Genomic DNA, 21,884 nt, shown 5'->3' with positions numbered 1-21,884 from the left:
GGTGAAAAAACCATGACATTGAAAGAGTTAGTGGTTGGTTTCGGCACCCAGGTACGCAGTATCTGGATGATCGGTCTGCACGCCTTCGCGAAACGCGAAACGCAGATGTATCCGGAAGAGCCAGTGTATCTGCCGCCGCGCTACCGTGGCCGTATCGTGTTGACGCGCGATCCGGATGGCGAAGAGCGTTGCGTTGCCTGTAACCTGTGTGCGGTTGCCTGCCCGGTTGGCTGTATCTCTCTGCAAAAAGCAGAGACCAAAGACGGCCGCTGGTATCCAGAATTCTTCCGCATTAACTTCTCACGCTGCATCTTCTGCGGCCTGTGCGAAGAAGCCTGTCCAACAACGGCGATTCAGCTGACCCCGGATTTCGAACTGGGTGAGTTTAAGCGTCAGGATCTGGTTTACGAAAAAGAGGACCTGCTGATTTCCGGTCCGGGCAAATACCCGGAATATAACTTCTACCGGATGGCAGGCATGGCAATCGACGGCAAAGATAAGGGCGAAGCGGAAAACGAAGCCAAGCCTATCGACGTCAAAGGCCTGTTACCTTAAGGAGTCAGGAATGGAATTCGCTTTTTATATATGCGCCTTAGTGGCGATCCTGACCACCCTGCGGGTGATCACGCACAGTAATCCGGTGCATGCGCTGCTGTATCTGATTATCTCCCTGCTCTCTATCGCCGGGGTGTTCTTCTCGCTCGGCGCGTATTTTGCCGGTGCGCTGGAGATTATCGTTTACGCCGGGGCCATCATGGTGCTGTTCGTCTTCGTGGTCATGATGCTTAACCTGGGTAACTCCGTGGTGCAGCAGGAGCGCGAGTGGCTGAAGCCGCAGCTGTGGATTGGGCCGGGCGTGCTGTCCGCCATCCTGCTGGCCGTGCTGGTTTACGCGATTCTGGGACTTAACGACCAGGGCATCGACGGCACGGCAATTGACGCGAAGCAGGTCGGTATCGCGCTGTTCGGGCCATACGTGCTGGCCGTTGAGCTGGCATCCATGCTGCTGCTGGCGGGTCTGATTGTTGCCTTCCACCTGGGTCGTGAAGACCGCATGGGTGAAGTGCTGAGCAACCGTCCAGAAATGGCTACAAAAAGAAAAACGGAGGAGCACGTATGATCCCGTTGCAACATGGACTCATCCTCGCAGCCATTTTGTTTGTGCTGGGTCTGACGGGGCTGGTCATCCGTCGCAACCTGCTTTTCATGCTGATTAGCCTGGAAATCATGATTAACGCCGCGGCGCTCGCATTTGTGGTTGCCGGTAGTTATTGGGGCCAGGCCGACGGTCAGGTGATGTATATCCTGGCGATTAGCTTAGCGGCCGCCGAAGCCAGTATTGGCCTCGCGCTGTTACTGCAGCTCCATCGTCGTCGCCAGAATCTGAATATCGATTCAGTAAGTGAGATGCGTGGATGAACCTTCTCTGGTTAACCATTCTTTTGCCATTTATTGGCTTTGTTCTGTTGGCATTTTCCCGTGGCCGCTGGTCTGAAAACCTGTCTGCCACCATCGGGATTGGCTCTATCGGCCTGGCAGCCCTGGTCACCGCTTTTGCGGGCGTTGATTTCTTCAACAACGGTCGTCAGGCGTTCGTGCAGCCGCTGTGGACCTGGATGTCGGTAGGCGATTTCAACATCGGCTTCAACCTGGTGCTGGATGGCCTGTCGCTGACCATGCTCTCCGTGGTCACCGGCGTGGGCTTCCTGATCCACATGTTCGCCTCCTGGTATATGCGTGGGGAAGAGGGCTACTCTCGCTTCTTCGCCTACACCAACCTGTTTATCGCCAGCATGGTCGTGCTGGTGCTGGGTGATAACCTGCTGCTGATGTATCTCGGCTGGGAAGGCGTAGGCCTGTGCTCGTATCTGCTGATCGGTTTTTACTACACCGATCCGAAGAATGGCGCAGCGGCAATGAAAGCGTTCGTGGTTACCCGTGTGGGTGACGTGTTCCTCGCTTTCGCGCTGTTCATTCTTTACAACGAGCTGGGTACGCTGAACTTCCGCGAAATGGTTGAGCTGGCGCCTGCGCACTTCGCCGCTGGCAATCAGATGCTCACCTGGGCAACCCTGATGCTGTTGGGCGGTGCGGTTGGTAAGTCTGCACAGCTTCCGCTGCAAACGTGGCTTGCGGATGCGATGGCTGGCCCAACGCCGGTTTCTGCTCTGATCCACGCCGCCACCATGGTTACCGCGGGCGTCTATCTGATTGCCCGTACTCACGGCCTGTTCCTGATGACGCCTGAAGTGCTGCATCTGGTCGGTATCGTGGGTGCAATTACCCTGGTGATGGCGGGCTTTGCGGCCCTGGTGCAGACCGACATCAAACGCGTGCTTGCTTACTCGACCATGAGCCAGATTGGCTACATGTTCCTGGCGCTGGGCGTACAGGCGTGGGATGCGGCTATCTTCCACCTGATGACCCACGCGTTCTTCAAGGCGCTGCTGTTCCTGTCATCCGGTTCGGTGATTCTGGCCTGCCACCACGAGCAAAACATCTTCAAAATGGGTGGCCTGCGTAAGTCCATTCCGCTGGTGTACGTCTGCTTCCTGGTGGGGGGCGCGGCGCTGTCCGCTCTGCCGCTGATTACCGCAGGTTTCTTCAGTAAAGACGAAATCCTTGCCGGTGCGCTGGCAAACGGTCATATGAATCTGATGATTGCGGGTCTGGTGGGTGCGTTCATGACCTCCCTCTATACCTTCCGTATGATCTTCATCGTCTTCCACGGGAAAGAGCAAATCCACGCTCACGCGGGCAAAGGCATTACTCACCACCTGCCGCTAATTGTACTGCTGGTGCTGTCCACCTTCGTTGGCGCAATGATTGTTCCACCGTTAGCGGGCGTGCTGCCGGCAACGGCTGAACTGGCGCACGGTAGCGTGCTGACGCTTGAGATTACTTCTGGCGTTGTCGCTATCGCGGGCATCCTGATTGCGGCATGGCTGTGGCTGGGCAAACGTACGCTGGTAACGGCTATCGCTAACAGCGCGCCGGGCCGCTTCTTCGGTACCTGGTGGTTCCATGCCTGGGGCTTCGACTGGCTGTACGACAAAATCTTCGTTAAGCCATTCCTCGCTATTGCCTGGCTACTGAAGCGCGATCCGCTGAACTCACTGATGAACATTCCGGCAGTCCTTGCCCGCTTCGGGGGCCGCGGCCTGCTGGTGAGCGAGAACGGTTACCTGCGCTGGTATGTGGCTTCAATGAGCATCGGTGCGGTGGTGGTTCTGGGCCTGCTGTTGGTCTTGCGCTAATTCAACACTCCCTCCTCCAGTGGAGGAGGGAGGTGAGTGATGTTTTGGTTTATTTTGACTTAGGGACACAAATGCCATGCTATTACCCTGGCTAATATTAATCCCCTTTATTGGCGGCTTCCTCTGCTGGCAAACTGAGCGCTTCGGCGTAAAAGTGCCGCGCTGGATCGCGCTGGTGACCATGGGGCTGACACTGGCACTTTCGCTGCAACTGTGGTTGCAGGGCGGCTACACGCTGACGCAGGCCGCAGGCCTGCCGCAGTGGCAGTCTGAATTTGTTCTGCCGTGGATCCCCCGCTTCGGGATTGAAATCCACTTAGCGCTGGACGGTCTGTCGTTGCTGATGGTCGTGCTGACCGGTCTGCTCGGCGTGCTGGCCGTACTCTGTTCCTGGAATGAAATCGAAAAGTATCAGGGCTTCTTCCACCTCAACCTGATGTGGATCCTCGGTGGCGTTATCGGCGTGTTCCTTGCCATCGACATGTTCCTGTTCTTCTTCTTCTGGGAAATGATGCTGGTGCCGATGTACTTCCTGATCGCGCTGTGGGGCCACAAAGCCTCTGACGGGAAGACGCGTATTACCGCTGCGACCAAGTTCTTCATCTATACCCAGGCAAGCGGCCTGGTGATGCTGATTGCTATTCTTGGCCTGGTATTCGTGCATTACAACGCAACCGGCGTCTGGACCTTCAACTATGAGCTGCTGCTGAAAACGCCGATGTCCCACGGTGTGCAGTGGCTGCTGATGCTCGGCTTCTTCATTGCGTTTGCGGTGAAAATGCCGGTGGTTCCGCTGCACGGCTGGCTGCCGGATGCTCACTCCCAGGCGCCAACGGCGGGTTCCGTTGACCTGGCGGGTATCCTGCTGAAAACCGCAGCTTACGGCCTGCTGCGCTTCTCGCTGCCGCTGTTCCCGGAAGCTTCCGCTGAGTTTGCCCCTATCGCTATGTGGCTGGGTGTCATCGGTATCTTCTACGGTGCGTGGATGGCCTTCGCACAAACCGATATCAAACGTCTGATTGCTTATACCTCCGTTTCCCACATGGGCTTCGTACTGATTGCTATTTACACAGGCAACCAGCTCGCTTACCAGGGTGCGGTTATTCAGATGATTGCCCACGGCCTTTCCGCTGCGGGTATGTTCATCATCTGTGGTCAGCTCTACGAGCGTCTGCACACCCGTGACATGCGTCTGATGGGCGGCCTGTGGAACAAAATTAAATGGCTGCCGGGTCTGTCGATGTTCTTTGCTGTGGCAACCCTCGGGATGCCGGGCACCGGTAACTTCGTTGGCGAGTTCATGATCCTGTTCGGCAGCTTCCACACCGTGCCGACGATCACCGTTATCTCGACCTTCGGCTTGGTGTTTGCTTCTGTCTATTCGCTGGCGATGCTGCATCGCGCCTACTTCGGTAAAGCGAAGAGCGAAATCAGCGATAAACAGCTGCCGGGCATGTCGCTGCGCGAGTTCTTTATCATCATGTTGCTGGTGGTGCTGCTGGTCCTGCTGGGCTTCTATCCACAGCCGATTCTGGATACCTCGCACGCTGCGATGAGCAATGTTCAGCAGTGGTTTAGCAGTTCACTTTCAACTACAAGGCCGTAATTCGCCATGACTATAACTCCTCAACATTTGATCGCGCTGCTGCCGCTGTTGATCGTCGGATTGACGGTGGTGGTTGTGATGCTCTCCATAGCGTGGCGACGCGACCATTTTGTTAATGCAATACTGTCCGTTATCGGGCTTAACGCGGCACTCGTCTCCCTGTGGTTTGTGGGGCAGGCCGGTGCGATGGATGTCACCCCGCTGATGCGCGTTGACGGCTACGCTATGCTCTATACCGGGCTGGTGCTGCTGGCAAGCCTCGCGACCTGTACCTTCGCTTATCCGTGGTTACAGGGCTACACCGACAACAAAGAAGAGTTCTATCTGCTGGTGCTGATCGCCGCCCTGGGCGGGATTCTGCTGGCGAACGCCAACCACCTGGCCGCGCTGTTCCTCGGCATTGAGCTGATTTCACTGCCGCTGTTCGGTCTGATTGGCTACGCCTTCCGACAGAAGCGGTCGCTGGAAGCCAGCATCAAGTACATGATCCTGTCCGCTGCGGCCTCTTCTTTCCTGCTGTTCGGTATGGCGCTGGTGTACGCAGAGTCCGGCAGCCTGTCGTTCGTTAGCCTCGGCAAGAGCCTGGCGGACAACATGCTGCACGAGCCGCTGCTGCTGGCGGGTCTAGGCATGATGATCGTTGGCCTGGGCTTCAAGCTGTCGCTGGTGCCGTTCCACCTGTGGACGCCAGACGTTTACCAGGGCGCACCTGCTCCGGTTTCCACTTTCCTGGCTACCGCCAGCAAAATCGCCATCTTTGGCGTGGTGATGCGTCTGTTCCTCTACGCACCGATAGGTGACAGCGAGGCCGTTCGCGTGGTGCTGGGCATTATCGCCTTCGCCTCCATCCTCTTCGGCAACCTGATGGCGCTGAGCCAGACCAACATCAAGCGTCTGCTCGGCTACTCCTCCATCGCGCACCTGGGTTACCTGATGGTAGCGTTGATTGCGATGCAGAACGGCAGCATGTCTATGGAGTCCGTTGGTGTTTACCTGGCAGGTTACCTGTTCAGTAGCCTTGGCGCGTTCGGTGTGGTCAGTCTGATGTCCAGCCCGTACCGTGGCCCGGATGCAGATTCACTGTACTCCTACCGCGGTCTGTTCTGGCACAAGCCGGTTCTGTCAGCCGTCTTGACCGTGATGATGCTGTCCCTGGCGGGTATCCCAATGACCCTGGGCTTCATCGGTAAGTTCTACATCATTGCAGTGGGCGTTCAGGCGCACCTGTGGTGGCTGACCGGCGCCGTGGTGCTGGGCAGCGCCATCGGCCTGTATTACTACCTGCGCGTCACCGTCAGCTTGTATCTGAGCGCGCCTCAGCAGCTCAATCGCGACACTCCGGGGAACTGGGCGTTTACCGCGGGCGGCGTAGTGGTGCTGATTTCTGCCGTGCTGGTGCTGCTGCTGGGCGTTTACCCGCAGCCGCTTATCGAGCTGGTACAGTTAGCGAAGCCATTGATGTAAGCTGAGTCCTGCTTTAGAAAACCGCCGCTTGTCGGCGGTTTTTTTATGCGTGAAGATAGGCGACTCGTCGAAAAATAAGGAACTTCAGAATGGTAATCTGGCAAGACCTACATCACTCAGAGCTGGGTGTGAACGATCTCTACAGCGTGCTGGCCCTGCGCAACGCGGTATTTATCGTTGAGCAGAACTGCCCGTATCAGGATATCGACGGTGACGACCTGGTTGACGAAAATCGTCATCTGCTTGGCTGGCGCGACGGCAAACTTGCGGCCTACGCCCGGATCCTGAAAAGCGATAACGATCTCGAACCGGTGGTGATCGGTCGGGTTATTATTGACCCGGGGGCGCGCGGCGAAAAGCTGGGCTACAAACTGATGGAGCAGGCGATGGCTTCATGCCAGCAGCATTGGCCGCAGTGCACGGTTTATCTTGGCGCACAGGCGCATCTGCAAGGCTTCTACGCCCACTTCGGCTTTAAGCCCGTGACGGAAGTTTATGACGAAGATGGCATCCCCCACGTTGGCATGGCGAATCGTTAAGCGTTGCGGGCAGGCAAGAAGCGCGCTCATTGTCTATAGTTAGCGAACGAGCAAATTTCCTTCCTTTTCCCGGAAATAACACGGAGAACAACGATGCAACCGTATGAATCTCGTCTTGATGATGACCTGACCCTGCTGAGTGAGACGCTTGAGGAAGTCCTGCGCTCTTCCGGCGATCCGGCTGACCAAAAGTACATCGAGCTTAAAGCACGCGCCGAACAGGCGTTGAACGATGTAAAAGATCGGGTCAGCCATGCTTCTGACAACTATTATTATCGCGCTAAAAAAGCGGCCTATCGTGCGGATGATTATGTCCACGAGAAACCCTGGCAGGGGATTGGGGTGGGCGCCGCCGCCGGGTTAATACTGGGGCTGCTGCTGGCCCGACGCTAAAGTGATACTGGCGTACATTTCACCGTACGCCAGCTAAAGAAATCTTACCTACAGGGTGGGATTTTTTTTTGTCGCCATGACCACGTATAATCAGGGGTTTTCAGGGAAGGTGAGGTAAACGTGAATTCAGTAGCCGTCGCGCTGCAACAACTCCGGCTTGCATTGACAGGCGAATTTGCGGATGTCCCAGGGCTTCACCGCATCTGTGTGGACGTCACCCTGAGCGATGATTCTGACCCGCTTGCCTGGCTGGCCTGCCAGAAGCAGTATCCTCAATTTTACTGGCAGCAGCGTGAGGGCAGTGACGAAGTTGCCGCGCTCGGCTCCCTGCGTCAGTTTACAGCGCTGGCGGATGCCCAGGCCTTTCTGAAAGCCCATTCAACTCATGCTTCGTTGCGCGTCTGGGGTCTGAACGCCTTCGACCCGGCGCAGGGCTGCTTATTCCTCTCGCGTCTTGAATGGCGGCGTAGAGGCGGCGAAGCCTGCCTGTGGCTGCATTTATACAGCGAAACTTCGCTTAAAGACGACGCCCTAGCGGCGGCGGCCTTCATTGAACGGCTTCTTCCCGCCAGGCCACTGCAGCCTCTGCACCTGCAATGCATGAGCGAACAGCACCAGCCGGGGCAGAACGACTGGTATCGTCTGATTGGACGGGCAGCGGAGGCCATTAGTAACGGCGAGATGGAAAAAGTCGTGCTGGCCCGCGCAACCGATCTCCGCTTCTCCGGCCCCGTTGCGCCCGCGGCGCTGATGGCAGCCAGCCGACGGGTGAATTTCAGATGCTACCATTTCATGATGGTCTTTGACGCCAACGCTGCTTTCCTGGGCTCAAGCCCGGAGCGGCTGTGGCGGCGTATCGACTCGGCGCTGCGTACCGAAGCGCTGGCCGGCACCGTAGCTAATCACGTTGACGATCATCATGCGTGGTCACTGGGCCAGTGGCTGCTCAAAGATGATAAAAACCAACGGGAAAATATGCTGGTGGTGGAAGATATCTGCGAGCGCCTGAAGGGCCAGTCCGGCGTGCTGGACGTGCTGCCTCCCCAGGTGGTACGCCTGCGCAAGGTGCAGCATCTTCGCCGCTGCATCTGGACGGATCTGGAAAACCCTGATGACGCCGTTTGCCTGGAACAGCTGCAGCCAACCGCCGCCGTTGCCGGGCTTCCTCGCGAATCCGCTAAAGCGTTTATTAATGATTTCGAACCTTTCGACCGTGAGTGGTACGCCGGTTCGGCAGGTTATCTGTCCTGTCACCAGACGGAGTTTTGCGTCGCGCTGCGCTCGGCTAAGGTCAGCAGCATCACGGTACGGCTGTACGCCGGGGCAGGGATCGTAGCCGGGTCTGACCCGGAGCAGGAGTGGCAGGAAATAGAAAATAAAGCGGCAAGCCTGCGGACTTTGCTGACCAAAACGGCCTTCTGAATGATTCATTACCGATTCATGTCAAAATAACCTTTCCAGCAATAATTATAATGAGTCAGCGAATTTGACTCAGGACCTGAAAATGTCGATAAGCTCGTTTAACCGCCGCTGGGCGCAGGTGATCCTCGAAGCGCTCACCCGCCACGGCGTGCGCCATGTCTGTATCGCACCGGGCTCGCGCTCCACCCCGCTGACGTTAACCGCGGCGGAGAATCAGGCGTTTATTTGCCACACCCACTTTGATGAGCGTGGGCTGGGCCATCTTGCATTAGGGCTTGCGAAAGCGAGCGGCCAGCCCGTGGCCGTGATTGTGACCTCCGGCACGGCGGTGGCAAATCTCTATCCCGCGCTGATTGAAGCGGGGCTGACGGGTGAAAAACTCATTCTGCTGACCGCGGACCGTCCGCCGGAACTTATCGACTGCGGGGCCAACCAGGCGATTCGCCAGTCGGGCATGTTTGGCACTCATCCAACGGTCAGCGTGAATTTACCTCGGCCGACCCAGGATATCCCCGCCCGCTGGCTCGTCTCGACAGTTGACAGCGCGCTGGGCCAGCAGACCAGCGGTGGCGTCCATATCAACTGCCCGTTCGCGGAGCCCCTTTACGGCGCGCCGGATGAGACCGGCATCGGCTGGCTGAACGAGCTGGGCGACTGGTGGCAGGGCGATAAACCCTGGCTGCGCGAAGTTTATGGCCGCGAAATCGCTAAACAGCGCGACTGGTTCTTCTGGCGGCAGAAGCGCGGCGTGGTAGTGGCCGGGCGTATGAACGCGGAAGAGGGCATGCAGGTTGCCGTGTGGGCAAAAATGCTCGGCTGGCCGCTGATAGGCGACGTGCTGTCGCAAACCGGGCAGCCGCTGCCGTGTGCGGACCTGTGGCTCGGCAACAGCCAGGCGACGACGGAGCTTGCCCAGGCGCAAATTATTATTCAATTCGGCGGCAGCCTGACGGGCAAGCGCGTTCTGCAATGGCAGGCTACCTGCCAGCCTGAAGAATACTGGATTATCGACCCGCTGCCGGGCAGGCTCGATCCGGCTAACCACCGTGGCCGCCGTCTTTCTGCGAATATTGGCGAATGGCTGGAAATGCATCCGGCTGAAAAACGTTCGGCCTGGACGGAAAAGCTGGCGCCGCTGGCTCGTCTGGCGCGGGATACCGTAAAACTGGGCACCGCTGAGTTTGGCGAGGCGCAGATCGCTGCACGCCTGCCGGAACTGCTTCCCGAAGGGGGCCAGCTGTTCGTCGGCAACAGCCTGATTGTTCGCCTCGTTGACTCCTTTGCGCAGATGCCCGCGGGCTACCCGGTTTACAGCAACCGCGGCGCGAGCGGCATTGATGGTCTGCTTTCGACTTCTGCTGGGGTCCAGCGGGCGACTGCTCGCCCTACGCTTGCCATCGTCGGGGATTTGTCCGCGCTGTACGATATGAACTCGCTGGCGTTATTACGCCAGGTTTCCGCGCCCTTTGTGCTGCTGGTGGTGAACAACAACGGCGGCCAAATCTTCTCGCTGCTGCCTACGCCTGCCGCCGAGCGCGAGCGCTTCTACTGTATGCCGCAGGACGTCAACTTCTCTCACGCAGCGGCGATGTTCGGGCTGGACTACCACAATCCATCCTCCTGGAGCGATCTTGAGAGCGTGGTGACGCAGGCCTGGAAATCGCCACGGGCCACGGTAGTTGAAATAACCGTGCCGGAAACGGACGGTGCGCAGACTCTGCAAACGCTGCTGGCGCAGGTCAGCCAGGCATGATCCTGCATGCGGCCCACATGCCAGGCCTGCGTGCGGATCTGCCCTGCGTGGTCTGGCTGCACGGCTTTCTGGGCAGCCAGCAGGAGTGGGCGCCCTTTTACGATTCGTTTGCACAGTGGCCTCAGCTCGCCGTTGACTTGCCCGGCCACGGCGGCTCGGCAGAGATTTCGGCGGAAGGGTTTGCTGCGGTTGACGATTTGCTGCGTAAAACGTTAGTTAGTTACAACATACTTAATTACTGGCTGGTGGGGTACTCGCTCGGTGGAAGAGTGGCGATGTATCACGCCTGTCAGACAGAAAATACCGGGCTGCAGGGGCTGATCGTCGAGGGCGGAAACCCGGGCCTTGGGGAGACCGACGCTCGTCACGCGAGGCTGATCTCCGATCGGCAATGGGCGCAGCGAATCCGTGTGCAGCCCGTCGCTGAGGTACTGAACGACTGGTATCAACAACCGGTGTTCCGCTCGCTGACGGATGCACAGCGGGCGGCGCTGGTTGAGCTACGCAGCCACAACAATCCCGCCACGCTTGCAGATATGCTTGAATCCACCTCCCTGGGTGCACAGCCGGATCTACACACGCCGCTCCGCGAGCTGCACGTGCCGTTTCACTATATTTGTGGTGAGCGGGATGAAAAATTCCGCACCGCTGCCGCAGGCCTGGGCCTGTCACCGCATCTTATTCCCGCAGCCGGGCATAACGCACACAGGGAAAATCCTGCTGCGTTTCGCGCCTGCCTGCTCATTTTATTGCGTCAATATATTGAGGTCTCACCATGATTTATCCTGATGAAAAAGTACTTTACGCCCCGGTTGAATGGCAGGACTGCTCCGAAGGCTATAGCGATATCCGCTACCACAAATCCGCAGACGGCATCGCTAAAATCACCATTAACCGCCCGGAAGTGCGTAATGCGTTCCGCCCGCTGACCGTCAAAGAGATGATCAACGCGCTGGCGGATGCCCGCTATGATGACAACATCGGCGTCATTATTCTGACCGGCGAAGGCGAAAAAGCCTTCTGCGCGGGCGGCGATCAGAAAGTACGCGGCGACTACGGCGGCTACCAGGACGCCAGCGGCACCCACCACCTGAACGTGCTGGACTTCCAGCGCCAGATCCGCACCTGCCCAAAACCAGTGGTGGCGATGGTAGCCGGTTATTCCATCGGCGGCGGTCATGTACTGCACATGATGTGTGACCTGACAATCGCGGCTGAAAACGCCATCTTCGGCCAGACCGGCCCGAAAGTTGGCTCCTTTGACGGCGGCTGGGGTGCTTCTTACATGGCCCGCATCGTGGGTCAGAAAAAAGCGCGCGAAATCTGGTTCCTGTGCCGTCAGTACGACGCGAAAGAGGCGCTGGATATGGGCCTGGTTAACACCGTGGTGCCGAATGCCGATCTGGAAAAAGAGACCGTGCGCTGGTGCCGTGAAATGCTGGAAAACAGCCCGATGGCGCTGCGCTGCCTGAAAGCCGCGCTGAACGCGGACTGCGACGGCCAGGCCGGCCTGCAGGAGCTGGCGGGTAACGCCACCATGCTGTTCTACATGACCGAAGAAGGCCAGGAAGGGCGCAACGCGTTCAACCAGAAGCGCCAGCCGGACTTCAGCAAATTTAAACGGAATCCGTAATGCGAAGCGTTGGGCTGTGGCGTTTTCAGCTGCCAATGGATGCAGGCGTGGTGCTGCGCAATCAGCGCCTGAAAACCCGCGACGGCCTGCTGGTGCGACTTTGCGACGGCGAAAAAGAAGGCTGGGGGGAAATCTCCCCGCTACCGGGCTTTAGCGCTGAAACCGTGGACGACGCGCAGCGTTTAGCGCTGGATTGGCTAACGGCCTGGCAATCCGGTTGGGGCAGTGAGCTGCCCGAGCTGCCTTCCGTGGCATTTGGCCTGGGCTGCGCGTTGGCGGAGCTTAACGGTGAGCTGCCAGCGGCGGCAGACTATCGCGCCGCGCCGCTTTGCACCGGCGACCCGGACGAGCTTTTTACGATGCTGGAAGCTTTGCCCGGCGAGAAAGTGGCGAAGGTGAAAGTCGGCCTGTACGAAGCCGTGCGCGACGGCATGGTCGTTAATCTGCTGCTTGAAGCGATGCCTGACTTACGGCTGCGTCTGGACGCCAATCGTGGCTGGACGCCGCTTAAGGCGCAGCAGTTTGCAAAATACGTCAATCCTGAGCTGCGTCCGCGCATCGCCTTTATCGAAGAGCCGTGTAAAACCCGCGAGCAGTCCCGCGAATTTGCGCGCGAAACGGGCATTGCGATCGCCTGGGACGAAAGCCTGCGCGAGGCGGATTTTGAGTTTGCCGCCGAGCCTGGCCTGAAAGCCGTAATTATCAAACCCACGCTTACCGGCAGCCTAGGAAAAGTACGGACGCAGGTGGAAGCGGCGCACGCTCTGGGGTTAACGGCTGTGATCAGCTCATCCATTGAGTCCAGCCTTGGCCTGACGCAGCTGGCGCGCATTGCCGCCTGGCTTACGCCACAGACCGTGCCCGGGCTTGATACCCTGTCGCTGATGCAGGCGCAGCTGGTGCGGAAATGGCCGGGTAGTCCGCTGCCGTGCTGGCAGCTGGACAAGCTTGAGCGCGTACTATGAATTTTATTACCTGGCCCTGGCAGCACTGGGCAACGCTTCGTAGTAAATCTTCGGCGCTACGGCTGGCGGATGAAACGCTGGACTGGCTGACGCTTTGTCAACGAGTCGATGCGCTGGCCGGTGGGTTCTGCCAGCAGGGCGTTCGCGAAGGGGACGGCGTTGCGCTGCGGGCAAAAAACAGCGCTGAAACTCTACTCTGCTGGCTGGCGCTGCTGCAGTGCGGTGCGCGGGTCTTGCCGCTCAACCCTCAACTGCCGGATGCTTTGCTCCGCCAGCTGCTTCCAGAACTGTCCATCAGCCACGCGCTGGTGCTGGATGACGCGCAGCCTGTGCCGGGATTCATCACGCTTAAGGTTATAGCGGATAAACCCTGGCAGATAGGCTGGCAGCCGCAGCGGCTGGCCTCCATGACCCTCACTTCCGGCTCCAGCGGTTTGCCAAAGGCCGCCGTTCATACTTTTGCCGCGCATCTTGCCAGCGCGCAGGGCGTGCTGTCGGTGATGAATTATGGAAAGGACGACAGCTGGCTGCTCTCGCTGCCGCTGTTTCACGTTTCCGGGCAGGGCATCCTCTGGCGCTGGCTGCTCGCCGGTGGCTGCATGGTTGTGAGGTCGCTTCACCCTCTCGCGGATGCGTTGCAGGGCTGCACGCACGCCTCGCTTGTACCAACGCAGCTCTGGCGCCTGCTCGAACAATCTGAACCACTGGCATTACGCGAAGTTCTGCTGGGCGGCGCGGCAATCCCCGTTGAGCTAACCGAAGCAGCTCAGGCGCGCGGTGTCAACTGCTGGTGTGGTTATGGCCTGACGGAGCTTGCTTCTACGGTGTGTGCAAAGCGGGCTGACGGGTTGCCTGACGTCGGTGAGGCGCTGCCTGGCCGCGAAGTGAAGATCGTCGAAAACGAGGTCTGCATCCGCGCCAACAGCCTGGCCTGTGGCTACTGGCGTAACGGCAAGCTGGTGCCGATTGTCAATGATGAAGGCTGGTTCAGCACCCGCGATCGGGGCATGCTAAGCGGCAAGCGTCTGACGATTATCGGGCGTCTGGATAATCTCTTTTTCAGCGGGGGGGAAGGCATTCAGCCGGAAGAGGTGGAGCGCGTTATCGCTGCGCACCCGGCGGTGAAGCAGATATTTGTCGTACCCGTTGACGATGCCGAATTTGGCCAGCGGCCGGTTGCAGTGGTTGAGGCGGATGCGGAATTTGATTTGTCGCTTATGGCGGAGTGGGTGCAAGGGCGGCTGGCGCGTTTCCAGCAGCCTGTGCGCTGGCTGCCGCTGCCCGACTCGGTAAAACAGGGCGGGATAAAAATATCCCGCGCCCGGTTAATTGCATGGGTTAATGAGAAAAGTAGGGTGGATAAGCATTAGCGCCATCCACCAAAGAATCACCCTAATTCCACCGCCGCCTTACGCTGACGACGAACCAGACGTAACAGCGGCGGGATTACAATCACCGCTGCCGCCAGTACCAGCAGGCTTTTTGCGACGCCGCTTTCCCACAGTATAGACAGCCCGCCGTTGCTGATGGACAGCGCCCGGCGCAGGTTCTGCTCGAGCATTTCCCCCAGCACGAATCCCAGGATCAGCGGCGACATCGGGAAGTGCATCTTACGCAGGATGTACCCCAGAATTCCAAGCCCGACCATCAGCACCAAATCGAAGGTGGTGCTGTGAACCGCATAAACCCCGACGGCCGAAACAGCCGCAATCGCCGGGACCAGGAACCACAGAGGGATGGTCAGCATGCGGGTAAACAGGCCAATCAGCGGGATGTTCATCACCAGCAGCATCACGTTGGCAACCAGCAGCGAGGCAATCAGGCCCCAGACGATATCCGGCTGCTCGGTGAACATTGCGGGTCCAGGCGTGATGTTATAGAGCGTCAGCGCGCCCATCATAACCGCCGTGGTGCCGGAACCCGGCACGCCCAGCGTCAGCATCGGGATAAACGACCCGCAGGCTGAGGCGTTGTTGGCGGCCTCCGGTGCGGCTACGCCGCGAATATCCCCCTTGCCAAACGTGTCGCTGTTACCGCTGATTTTCTTCTCGGTCATGTAGGTGATGGCGCTGGCGATGGTGGCCCCGGCACCTGGCAGAATGCCGACGAAGAAACCAATCACCGACGAGCGCAAAGTCGCCCCGGTACACTGCGCGGCTTCTTTCATGTTGAACATCATGCGTCCGGTTTTGCGCACCAGCGTCTGCCCGCTGCTGGTGGACTCCAGCATCAGCAGAATTTCGGACACTGAGAACAGGCCGATAACCACCACGATGAACTGCACGCCGTCGGAGAGATGAACGCTGTCAAACGTGAAGCGATAAACCCCGGTGTTGGCATCTACCCCGACGGTGGCAAGACCCAGGCCGATGAGGGCGGCAAGAAACGATTTCAGCGGATTCTGCGCCATCATGCTGCCCAGACAGGCAATGGCGAAGACCATCAGCGCAAAGTACTCGGCGGGCCCGAAGCTCAGCGACCACTGCGCCAGCGCCGGAGCAAATAGAATAATCCCGCCGATGGCAATCATTGAGCCGACGAACGAACTGACCGCAGAGATAGAAAGCGCGACGCCGCCTTTCCCCTGCTGCGCCATCGGATAGCCGTCCAGCGCGGTCATGATAGCGGCGGCATCCCCCGGCACGTTCAGCAAAATGGATGAAATCCGCCCCCCGTATTCGCAGCCTATATAGACCGTTGCCAGCAGAATCAGCGCCGACTCGGGTGGCAGCTTGAGCGCAAAAGCCAGCGGCAGCAGTATCGCCACGCCGTTTATTGGCCCCAGGCCCGGCAGCAGCCCGACGATGGTGCCGACGAAGCAGCCGATAAGGGCAATCATCAGGTTTTCAGGGGTGAGCGCAACGGCAAAGCCCTGTGAAAGATAAAGCCAGGTATCCATAAATCCTCCGTTAGCTCAGCCAGGCGCCGAGGGGTAGGGTGACGTCCAGCAGATAATCGAAGGCGAAAAAGAGCGCGCCGCCCATCACGATCCCCGCAACGATGGCGGCAGGCCATGTCGCCCCAAACTGCATACCGATACAGACCGTTAGCAGCGCGGTGGCAAGCGGGAAGCCCAGCCACTCAAAGCCCCATGCGTACAGTAGCAGACCGATTACCATCACCAGCAGGCGCTGAAGCACCTTGTGATGAGGCCAACTGACCACGTCCGGCTGGCGCAGCAGAAGCAGCAGGGAGCACAGCGCCATCAGTCCGACAATCGCCATCGGGAACGGCCTTGGTCCAACGGGTTCATAGGTATATTCGCTCTGGATTTGCCAGGCGACGAACAGGCCGCCGATGCACAGCAGCAGCCAGATACCGGCAAAAATACGATCGCTCATCATGACCTCCGGTATCGGTTATTTCGCCAGCCCAAACGCTTTAGCCTGCTCGCGATAATCCGTAACCTGTTTTTTGACGTAGCTGTCCAGCGCTGCGCCCGTCATGTTGAACTCAAACAGGCCGCGCAGATCCCGCTGCTGTTTGAATTCGGCGGTCTGCTGCAGCTTCTCAAACTCCTTTACCCACCAGGCGTAGGTTTCGTCGCTGACTTTTGGCCCAACGTAGAAGCCGCGAATAATCGGCCAGACGAGGTCATAACCCTGCTCTTTAGCGGTGGGAACCTGGGCCAGATCGCCGGGCAGCCGCTTGTCGGAAAACACCGCCAGCACGCGCAGCTTGTTGCCTTTCAGATAGGGAACCATTTCGCTCAGATCGCCGGAAACGGCCTGGATATGATTGCCGAGCAGGGCGGTCACCGGCTCGCCGCCGCCCTCAAAGGCCACGTAGCGCATTTTATGGGGATCGACACCAGCCTGTTTCGCCAGCAGCGCCGTTTTCATCCAGTCCTGGCTGCCGATGGAGGCGCCCGCGCCAAACACCACGCTGTTAGGATCTTTTTCCATTGCCTGCATTAAATCTTTCAGGCTCTTCCACGGGGAGTCGGCGCGCACGGCAATCATGCCATAGTCGGTGCCCACGCTCGCCAGCCAGCGCACGTCGTCCACGCCATAGCGGCCAAATTTCCCCTGGGAAAGGTTAAGCAACGAGCCGCCGGAAAATGCCACCAGCGTGCCCGCTTCGGCAGGGCGCTGGGCCACAATGGCGTTATAAGCCACGGCACCCACGCCGCCCGGCATGTAGGTGACGCGCATCGGTTTGTTAATGGCTCCCGTTTCCTGAAGGCTGACCTGAATCAGTTTGCAGGTCAGATCGAAACCGCCGCCGGGTTTTGCTGGGGCAATACATTCGGTTCGGGAGGGGGCTTCCGCCGCTATGCCTGCAAACGAGCTGCAAAGCAGGGAAAGCGCTGAAAGGGTACAGAGCAGAGATGTTTTCATTGTCTTCCTCACATCAAATTATCGAGAGATGTTTTGCGTTATGTGAACCGCTCTGTAGCGATTCTGTTTCTCGATTGTTAAAACAGTAACCTTTCATTTTCCTTTCACTGCGCTACTAACTTTACAGGATGTGATATGCGTCTCTTATTGGCGGAAGATAACCGTGAGCTGGCTCATTGGCTGGAGAAGGCGCTGGTGCAGAACGGCTTTGCCGTTGATTGCGTCTATGACGGCCAGGCGGCAGACCACCTGCTACAAAACGAAGGTTACGCCGTAGCGGTGCTGGATATTGAGATGCCACGGCTGGACGGGCTTGAGGTTGTGCAACGCCTGCGGCACCGCGGTCAGAGCACGCCGGTCCTGTTTCTTACCGCGCGCCATGCGGTGGCGGATCGGGTGAAAGGGTTGAATGCAGGCGCGGACGACTATCTTGCCAAACCTTTTGAGGTAGAGGAGCTTGATGCCCGCCTGCGGGCGCTGGTGCGACGCAGCGAAGGGCAGGTTTCCGAGGCGCAGCAGTTTGGCGATCTCAGCCTGCATGACGGCAATATTTTTATGCTTCAGGACAAAGCGCTGGCGCTGACGCCCCGCGAACACGCGCTGCTGACGATTCTGCTGTACCGCCGTCGTCGTCCGGTGGCGAAGAACCAGCTGTTCGAGCAAATGTTTGGCCTGAACGATGAGGCAAGCCTCGAAAGCATTGAGCTATACGTGCATCGGCTGCGCAAGAAGCTGCACGGCAGCAATCTGCAAATCACCACGCTGCGCGGCCTGGGCTACCTTCTGGAGCGCAGCGATGAGGCTTCTTAAGCGTCCGGACTCTCTGCTCTGGCAGCTGCTGCTGTTTCTGGGACTCCCCCTTTTTGGCCTGTGGGGCGTTTCGGCGCTTTCCAGCTATTCCAGCGCGCTGACGGCGGCGACTCAGGCCTACGACCGGACGCTGTTGGCTTCTACCCGAACCATCGCGGAGCGGCTGGTGGTGAAAGAAGGTAAGCTGCAGGTTGACGTTCCCTGGGTGGTGCTCGACAGCTTCGAGCTGAACATGAACGACCGCCTGTTTTACAAGGTGGTTGATACGCACGGTAAAGTGATATCCGGCTATGACGACCTGCCGGATATTCCGGCCCACACGCGGCGGACCGATCTCTATCCCGCGCTGGCCTGGTTTTATCACACCAGCTATCAAAACCAGCCCATCCGCGTTGCCAGCCTTTTGCAGCCGGTCAACGAAGGGGGCGTGAACGGCATGGCGAAAATCTACGTGGCCGAAACCCTGGCCTCCCGGCGGCACCTGGCCTCCAGCCTGTTAGTCTCGTCGCTGTTGATGCAGGGTATTCTGGTACTGCTGACGCTGCTGCTGGCCTGGTGGCTGCTGCGCAAAGTGCTAAGGCCGATGCGCCAGCTTTCGACGATCATGGTGCGCCGCGATCCTGCCGTGCTCACTCCGCTGCCCGACCTGCTGCCCTGGTCAGAAACACGCCTGCTGATCGTGGCGTTTAACCGCTACATTGAGCGGCTACGTTCGCTTATCTCCCGCCAGGAAAGGTTCAGCGCTGACGCCTCCCATCAGTTAAAAACCCCGCTTACCGTGCTGAAAACCCAGCTTTCTTTTGCGCTGGCAAGCCCGAACCCTGAACACTGGCGGGAAAGCCTTGAGGGGATGAGCGGCACGCTGGACAGCACCATTCTGCTTACCGAGCGGCTGCTGCAGCTCGCAAAAATTAAGGATAAAGATCTGTCACGGCAGCGCACCCTGGAGAGGGTGGACCTGGTGGCCATCGCCCAGGAGTGCTGCTTCTCGCGGCTGGCCCAGGCGCGCAGTAAGCAGGTGGATTTGGGCTACGAAGGGGAGCCGCAGGCCTGGATTCAGGGCGACAGCATCCTGCTGGCGGAAATGTGCGCCAACCTGCTGGATAACGCGCTGAAATATACCCCTGATAACGGCACGGTGACGATACGCATCCGGAGCGAAGGAGAGTCGGTGCTGTTGGAGGTTGAGGACAGCGGGCCGGGCATCGACGCCGAACGGCGGCAGCAGGCTTTACAGCCGTTTCATCGGCTGGACAACGCAGCGGGTCGGGTGGGGGCCGGGCTGGGGCTGGCGCTGGTTAACGACATCGCCCGCTGGCATCAGACTCGTCCGGAGCTGCTGGTCGGCGAGACGCTGGGGGGATTGTTGGTTCGGGTGCGGCTAAAGGCTACATAAAAAAACGGCCGTAATGGCCGTTTTAGAATGGCTTACTTACTGCTTCGCTTCTTTCAACGCCTTCAGCGCGTTGGCAATACCCGCGCCGTATTCCGGGTGAACTTCACTGAACAGGCCAATCTGGCGCTCCTGAATAAATTCAGGTATGTCTTTCATGTCCCCGGCGATACGTTTGAACATGCGTTGATGCTCTTCGTCGCTCAGCAGGTTATAAAGCGCCCGCGGCTGGCTGAAATAGTCAGTGTCTTCGCGGTGGTTCCAGTGATCCGCAGCGCCCTCAAGGCTCAGCGCCGGTTCGCTGAAATCTGGCTGCTCCTGGAACGCCCCAAAGCTGTTTGGCTCATAGGTCGGGCCATTGCCGCTGTTGCCGTCAATACGCATCGCGCCGTCGCGGTGATAGTTGTGGAACGGACATTTTGGCGCGTTTACCGGGATCTGGTGATGGTTTACGCCTAAGCGGTAGCGGTGCGCATCACCGTAGGAGAACAGGCGACCCTGCAGCATGCGGTCCGGCGAGAAACCGATTCCGGGCACGACGTTCGCCGGTGACATGGCAACCTGCTCAACCTCAGCAAAATAGTTGTCCGGGTTGCGGTTCAGCTCCAGCTCGCCCACCTCAATCAGCGGATAGTCGCCGTGCGGCCAGACCTTGGTCAGGTCGAACGGGTTGTACGGCGTTTTAGACGCGTCTGCTTCCGGCATCACCTGTACGTAGAATTTCCAGCGCGGGAAGTCGCCTTTCTCAATAGACTCAAACAGATCACGCTGGGAGCTTTCACGGTCATCAGCAATAATCGCGGCCGCTTCGTCGTCCATCAGGTTGGCGATCTCCTGCTGGGTTTTCAGGTGGAACTTCACCCAGAAACGCTCGTTGTCGGCGTTGATAAAGCTGAAAGTATGGCTGCCGAAGCCGTGAATATGGCGGTAAGAGCGAGGCAGGCCACGGTCGCTGAAGTCGATGGTTAACTGGTGAAGCGATTCCGGCTGATGGGAGAAGAAGTCCCACTTCCAGGTGGCGTTGCGCAGGTTAGTGCGCGGGTCGCGCTTAACGACGTGGTTTAAATCCGGGAATTTCAGCGGATCGCGCAGATAAAACACCGGCGTGTTGTTGCCAACTAAGTCCCAGTTACCTTCTTCGGTATAGAACTTCATTGAGAAACCGCGAATATCTCGTTCAGCATCGGCTGCGCCGCGTTCTCCCGCGACCGTTGAGAAGCGAATAAAGAGGTCGGTTTGTTTGCCAATTTCAGAGAAAAGTTTTGCCCGCGTGTATTTAGAGATGTCGTGGGTGACGGTGAAAGTGCCGTAAGCGCCGGAACCTTTGGCATGCATGCGACGCTCCGGGATCACTTCACGGTCGAAGTGGGCCAGTTTCTCGAGGAACCAGACGTCCTGTAACAGCATCGGGCCGCGTGGGCCTGCGGTGGCCACGTTATTGTTATGGGCGACCGGGCAGCCGGCGGCGGTAGTCAATCCTTTCTTGCTCATTGTCGTCTCCAGTAAAAATGTAAAATGATGATATTAAACAGTTTTGTATGAGGAGGATCATTTTCAACAAGTTATGCCCTCAAGACAATGTGGCACTTTCTATCGCTGCTATTCCTTGATCCTGTCACCGGAATAGAGATCATTTTCATTTTCTTACAATCGAAGTGTGTAAAGCATTTTCTAACACATTGATTACAAGACGGCTGACTGTACAATCAGCGTTTTTTCGGGCTTACCCTTTTTATTTATTTTAGGATCCATGGAATGAACAAACTTCTACTTGCAGGCGTTGCCAGCCTTGCGCTGGTTTCTGCTGCGGCCAATGCTATCAGCATCAGCGGCGAAGCGGGCGAAAAATACACCAACATCGCCGTTGGTTTTGGTCAGGATACTACTGGCCTTGCCTTCAGCGGCAACTGGGCGCACAGCGATGACGATGGTGACGTTGCTGGTCTGGGTCTGGGTCTGAACGTGCCGCTGGGTCCGTTACTGGGCACCGTGGGTGGTAAGGCGCTTTATCTTAACCCGAAAGATGGTGATGAAGGTTATGCCGTTGCCGTGGGCGGCGGTTTAAGCTGGAAGCTGGCAGACAGCTTCACCGTGTTTGGCGACTACTATTATTCCCCGGACTCCCTGTCCAGCGGCGTGAAAGACTACCAGGAAGCGAGCGCCGGTGCGCGCTGGACTATCTTGCGTCCAGTTACTATCGAAGCGGGCTACCGTTACATTGGTCTGGAAGGCAAAGATGGCAATCGTGACAACGACATTGCTGACGGCCCGTATGTTGGCGTAAGCGCAAGCTTCTAATCTCTTCTTTG

General features: G+C 58.2%; 21 protein-coding genes. 17 read left to right on the top strand and 4 right to left on the bottom strand.

What is annotated here, in order from left to right; all coding sequences use genetic code 11:
• The first annotated feature begins 12 nt into the window (after positions 1-12).
• The 14 genes from nuoI to menE all read left to right on the top strand — a co-directional run bounded on the left by nuoI (position 13) and on the right by menE (position 14,402).
• A complete protein-coding gene (gene nuoI / locus ACA108_15470; protein ID XEX94769.1) occupies positions 13-555 on the top strand; it encodes an NADH-quinone oxidoreductase subunit NuoI in 543 nt (180 codons plus the stop codon).
• Positions 556-565: 10 nt separating this feature from the next.
• Complete coding sequence (gene nuoJ / locus ACA108_15465; protein ID XEX94768.1) at positions 566-1,120, top strand: NADH-quinone oxidoreductase subunit J; 555 nt, start codon at positions 566-568, stop codon at positions 1,118-1,120.
• Positions 1,117-1,419, top strand: a complete 303-nt coding sequence (gene nuoK, locus ACA108_15460) for an NADH-quinone oxidoreductase subunit NuoK (protein XEX94767.1) — start codon at positions 1,117-1,119, stop codon at positions 1,417-1,419. The genes nuoJ and nuoK overlap by 4 nt, the downstream gene beginning before the upstream one ends.
• Complete coding sequence (gene nuoL, locus ACA108_15455) at positions 1,416-3,257, top strand: NADH-quinone oxidoreductase subunit L (protein XEX94766.1); 1,842 nt, start codon at positions 1,416-1,418, stop codon at positions 3,255-3,257. Before nuoK ends, nuoL begins: the two co-directional genes overlap by 4 nt.
• Positions 3,258-3,333: 76 nt before the next feature.
• Complete coding sequence (gene nuoM, locus ACA108_15450; protein ID XEX94765.1) at positions 3,334-4,863, top strand: NADH-quinone oxidoreductase subunit M; 1,530 nt, start codon at positions 3,334-3,336, stop codon at positions 4,861-4,863.
• A gap of 6 nt (positions 4,864-4,869) precedes the next feature.
• Positions 4,870-6,327 carry an NADH-quinone oxidoreductase subunit NuoN gene (gene nuoN / locus ACA108_15445; protein XEX94764.1) on the top strand — a complete coding sequence of 486 codons (1,458 nt, stop codon included), beginning with the start codon at positions 4,870-4,872 and terminating at the stop codon, positions 6,325-6,327.
• Between the two features lie 89 nt (positions 6,328-6,416).
• Positions 6,417-6,866: a GNAT family N-acetyltransferase gene (locus tag ACA108_15440; GenBank protein XEX94763.1), complete on the top strand. Its 450-nt coding sequence runs from the start codon at positions 6,417-6,419 to the stop codon at positions 6,864-6,866.
• A gap of 93 nt (positions 6,867-6,959) precedes the next feature.
• Positions 6,960-7,259, top strand: coding sequence for a stress response protein ElaB (gene elaB, locus ACA108_15435; GenBank protein ID XEX94762.1), 300 nt, complete (start codon positions 6,960-6,962; stop codon positions 7,257-7,259).
• A 120-nt stretch (positions 7,260-7,379) separates the two neighbouring features.
• Positions 7,380-8,681 carry an isochorismate synthase MenF gene (menF, locus tag ACA108_15430; GenBank protein ID XEX94761.1) on the top strand — a complete coding sequence of 434 codons (1,302 nt, stop codon included), beginning with the start codon at positions 7,380-7,382 and terminating at the stop codon, positions 8,679-8,681.
• Between the two features lie 82 nt (positions 8,682-8,763).
• Complete coding sequence (menD, locus tag ACA108_15425) at positions 8,764-10,434, top strand: 2-succinyl-5-enolpyruvyl-6-hydroxy-3-cyclohexene-1-carboxylic-acid synthase (protein XEX94760.1); 1,671 nt, start codon at positions 8,764-8,766, stop codon at positions 10,432-10,434.
• Positions 10,431-11,213: a 2-succinyl-6-hydroxy-2,4-cyclohexadiene-1-carboxylate synthase gene (gene menH, locus ACA108_15420; protein XEX94759.1), complete on the top strand. Its 783-nt coding sequence runs from the start codon at positions 10,431-10,433 to the stop codon at positions 11,211-11,213. The genes menD and menH overlap by 4 nt, the downstream gene beginning before the upstream one ends.
• Positions 11,210-12,067 (top strand): 1,4-dihydroxy-2-naphthoyl-CoA synthase, encoded by an 858-nt coding sequence (gene menB / locus ACA108_15415; protein ID XEX94758.1) that lies wholly within the window; start codon positions 11,210-11,212, stop codon positions 12,065-12,067. The genes menH and menB overlap by 4 nt, the downstream gene beginning before the upstream one ends.
• The gene (menC, locus tag ACA108_15410; GenBank protein ID XEX94757.1) at positions 12,067-13,032 is read left to right on the top strand and encodes an o-succinylbenzoate synthase; all 966 of its coding nucleotides are present in this window, start codon (positions 12,067-12,069) and stop codon (positions 13,030-13,032) included. Before menB ends, menC begins: the two co-directional genes overlap by 1 nt.
• Positions 13,029-14,402 carry an o-succinylbenzoate--CoA ligase gene (gene menE, locus ACA108_15405; GenBank protein XEX94756.1) on the top strand — a complete coding sequence of 458 codons (1,374 nt, stop codon included), beginning with the start codon at positions 13,029-13,031 and terminating at the stop codon, positions 14,400-14,402. Before menC ends, menE begins: the two co-directional genes overlap by 4 nt.
• 17 nt (positions 14,403-14,419) lie before the next feature.
• Here the strand turns inward: menE and ACA108_15400 are convergent, their stop codons facing one another.
• From ACA108_15400 to ACA108_15390, 3 genes are read right to left on the bottom strand one after another with little or no spacing between them, the layout of a single operon-like run.
• Positions 14,420-15,931: a tripartite tricarboxylate transporter permease gene (locus ACA108_15400; protein ID XEX94755.1), complete on the bottom strand. Its 1,512-nt coding sequence runs from the start codon at positions 15,929-15,931 to the stop codon at positions 14,420-14,422.
• 10 nt (positions 15,932-15,941) lie between these two features.
• A complete protein-coding gene (locus ACA108_15395; protein ID XEX94754.1) occupies positions 15,942-16,376 on the bottom strand; it encodes a tripartite tricarboxylate transporter TctB family protein in 435 nt (144 codons plus the stop codon).
• Between the two features lie 15 nt (positions 16,377-16,391).
• A complete protein-coding gene (locus tag ACA108_15390) occupies positions 16,392-17,372 on the bottom strand; it encodes a Bug family tripartite tricarboxylate transporter substrate binding protein (protein ID XEX94753.1) in 981 nt (326 codons plus the stop codon).
• A gap of 135 nt (positions 17,373-17,507) precedes the next feature.
• Between ACA108_15390 and tctD the strand changes: the two genes are divergently transcribed.
• A complete protein-coding gene (gene tctD / locus ACA108_15385) occupies positions 17,508-18,182 on the top strand; it encodes a transcriptional regulator TctD (protein XEX94752.1) in 675 nt (224 codons plus the stop codon).
• Entirely contained in the window at positions 18,169-19,578 is a 1,410-nt protein-coding gene (locus ACA108_15380) for a sensor histidine kinase (protein ID XEX94751.1), read from the top strand. Before tctD ends, ACA108_15380 begins: the two co-directional genes overlap by 14 nt.
• Before the next feature lie 36 nt (positions 19,579-19,614).
• Here the strand turns inward: ACA108_15380 and katA are convergent, their stop codons facing one another.
• Positions 19,615-21,066, bottom strand: coding sequence for a catalase KatA (gene katA / locus ACA108_15375; protein ID XEX94750.1), 1,452 nt, complete (start codon positions 21,064-21,066; stop codon positions 19,615-19,617).
• Between the two features lie 264 nt (positions 21,067-21,330).
• Here katA and ACA108_15370 point away from each other — a divergent pair, with 264 nt between their 5' ends.
• Positions 21,331-21,873 (top strand): YfaZ family outer membrane protein, encoded by a 543-nt coding sequence (locus ACA108_15370; GenBank protein ID XEX94749.1) that lies wholly within the window; start codon positions 21,331-21,333, stop codon positions 21,871-21,873.
• The last annotated feature ends 11 nt before the right edge of the window (positions 21,874-21,884 follow it).

Source organism: Dryocola sp. LX212 (assembly GCA_041504365.1).
In the GTDB taxonomy this organism is placed as follows: Bacteria; Pseudomonadota; Gammaproteobacteria; order Enterobacterales; family Enterobacteriaceae; genus Dryocola.
The sequence above is the reverse complement of the archived record's forward strand: the minus strand, read 5'-3'. Positions and strand labels throughout refer to the sequence as shown.

What these genes read in the sequence shown, in the direction of transcription:
- menD (XEX94760.1), top strand. Translation starts at nt 8,764, where the DNA reads ATGTCGATAAGCTCGTTTAACCGCCGCTGGGCGCAGGTGATCCTCGAA.
- menB (XEX94758.1), top strand. Translation starts at nt 11,210, where the DNA reads ATGATTTATCCTGATGAAAAAGTACTTTACGCCCCGGTTGAATGGCAG.
- ACA108_15440 (XEX94763.1), top strand. Translation starts at nt 6,417, where the DNA reads ATGGTAATCTGGCAAGACCTACATCACTCAGAGCTGGGTGTGAACGAT.
- nuoK (XEX94767.1), top strand. Translation starts at nt 1,117, where the DNA reads ATGATCCCGTTGCAACATGGACTCATCCTCGCAGCCATTTTGTTTGTG.
- menH (XEX94759.1), top strand. Translation starts at nt 10,431, where the DNA reads ATGATCCTGCATGCGGCCCACATGCCAGGCCTGCGTGCGGATCTGCCC.
- ACA108_15380 (XEX94751.1), top strand. Translation starts at nt 18,169, where the DNA reads ATGAGGCTTCTTAAGCGTCCGGACTCTCTGCTCTGGCAGCTGCTGCTG.
- menE (XEX94756.1), top strand. Translation starts at nt 13,029, where the DNA reads ATGAATTTTATTACCTGGCCCTGGCAGCACTGGGCAACGCTTCGTAGT.
- nuoL (XEX94766.1), top strand. Translation starts at nt 1,416, where the DNA reads ATGAACCTTCTCTGGTTAACCATTCTTTTGCCATTTATTGGCTTTGTT.
- ACA108_15400 (XEX94755.1), bottom strand. Translation starts at nt 15,931, where the DNA reads ATGGATACCTGGCTTTATCTTTCACAGGGCTTTGCCGTTGCGCTCACC.
- menC (XEX94757.1), top strand. Translation starts at nt 12,067, where the DNA reads ATGCGAAGCGTTGGGCTGTGGCGTTTTCAGCTGCCAATGGATGCAGGC.
- ACA108_15370 (XEX94749.1), top strand. Translation starts at nt 21,331, where the DNA reads ATGAACAAACTTCTACTTGCAGGCGTTGCCAGCCTTGCGCTGGTTTCT.
- nuoI (XEX94769.1), top strand. Translation starts at nt 13, where the DNA reads ATGACATTGAAAGAGTTAGTGGTTGGTTTCGGCACCCAGGTACGCAGT.
- nuoJ (XEX94768.1), top strand. Translation starts at nt 566, where the DNA reads ATGGAATTCGCTTTTTATATATGCGCCTTAGTGGCGATCCTGACCACC.
- tctD (XEX94752.1), top strand. Translation starts at nt 17,508, where the DNA reads ATGCGTCTCTTATTGGCGGAAGATAACCGTGAGCTGGCTCATTGGCTG.
- katA (XEX94750.1), bottom strand. Translation starts at nt 21,066, where the DNA reads ATGAGCAAGAAAGGATTGACTACCGCCGCCGGCTGCCCGGTCGCCCAT.
- ACA108_15390 (XEX94753.1), bottom strand. Translation starts at nt 17,372, where the DNA reads ATGAAAACATCTCTGCTCTGTACCCTTTCAGCGCTTTCCCTGCTTTGC.
- nuoN (XEX94764.1), top strand. Translation starts at nt 4,870, where the DNA reads ATGACTATAACTCCTCAACATTTGATCGCGCTGCTGCCGCTGTTGATC.
- ACA108_15395 (XEX94754.1), bottom strand. Translation starts at nt 16,376, where the DNA reads ATGATGAGCGATCGTATTTTTGCCGGTATCTGGCTGCTGCTGTGCATC.
- nuoM (XEX94765.1), top strand. Translation starts at nt 3,334, where the DNA reads ATGCTATTACCCTGGCTAATATTAATCCCCTTTATTGGCGGCTTCCTC.
- elaB (XEX94762.1), top strand. Translation starts at nt 6,960, where the DNA reads ATGCAACCGTATGAATCTCGTCTTGATGATGACCTGACCCTGCTGAGT.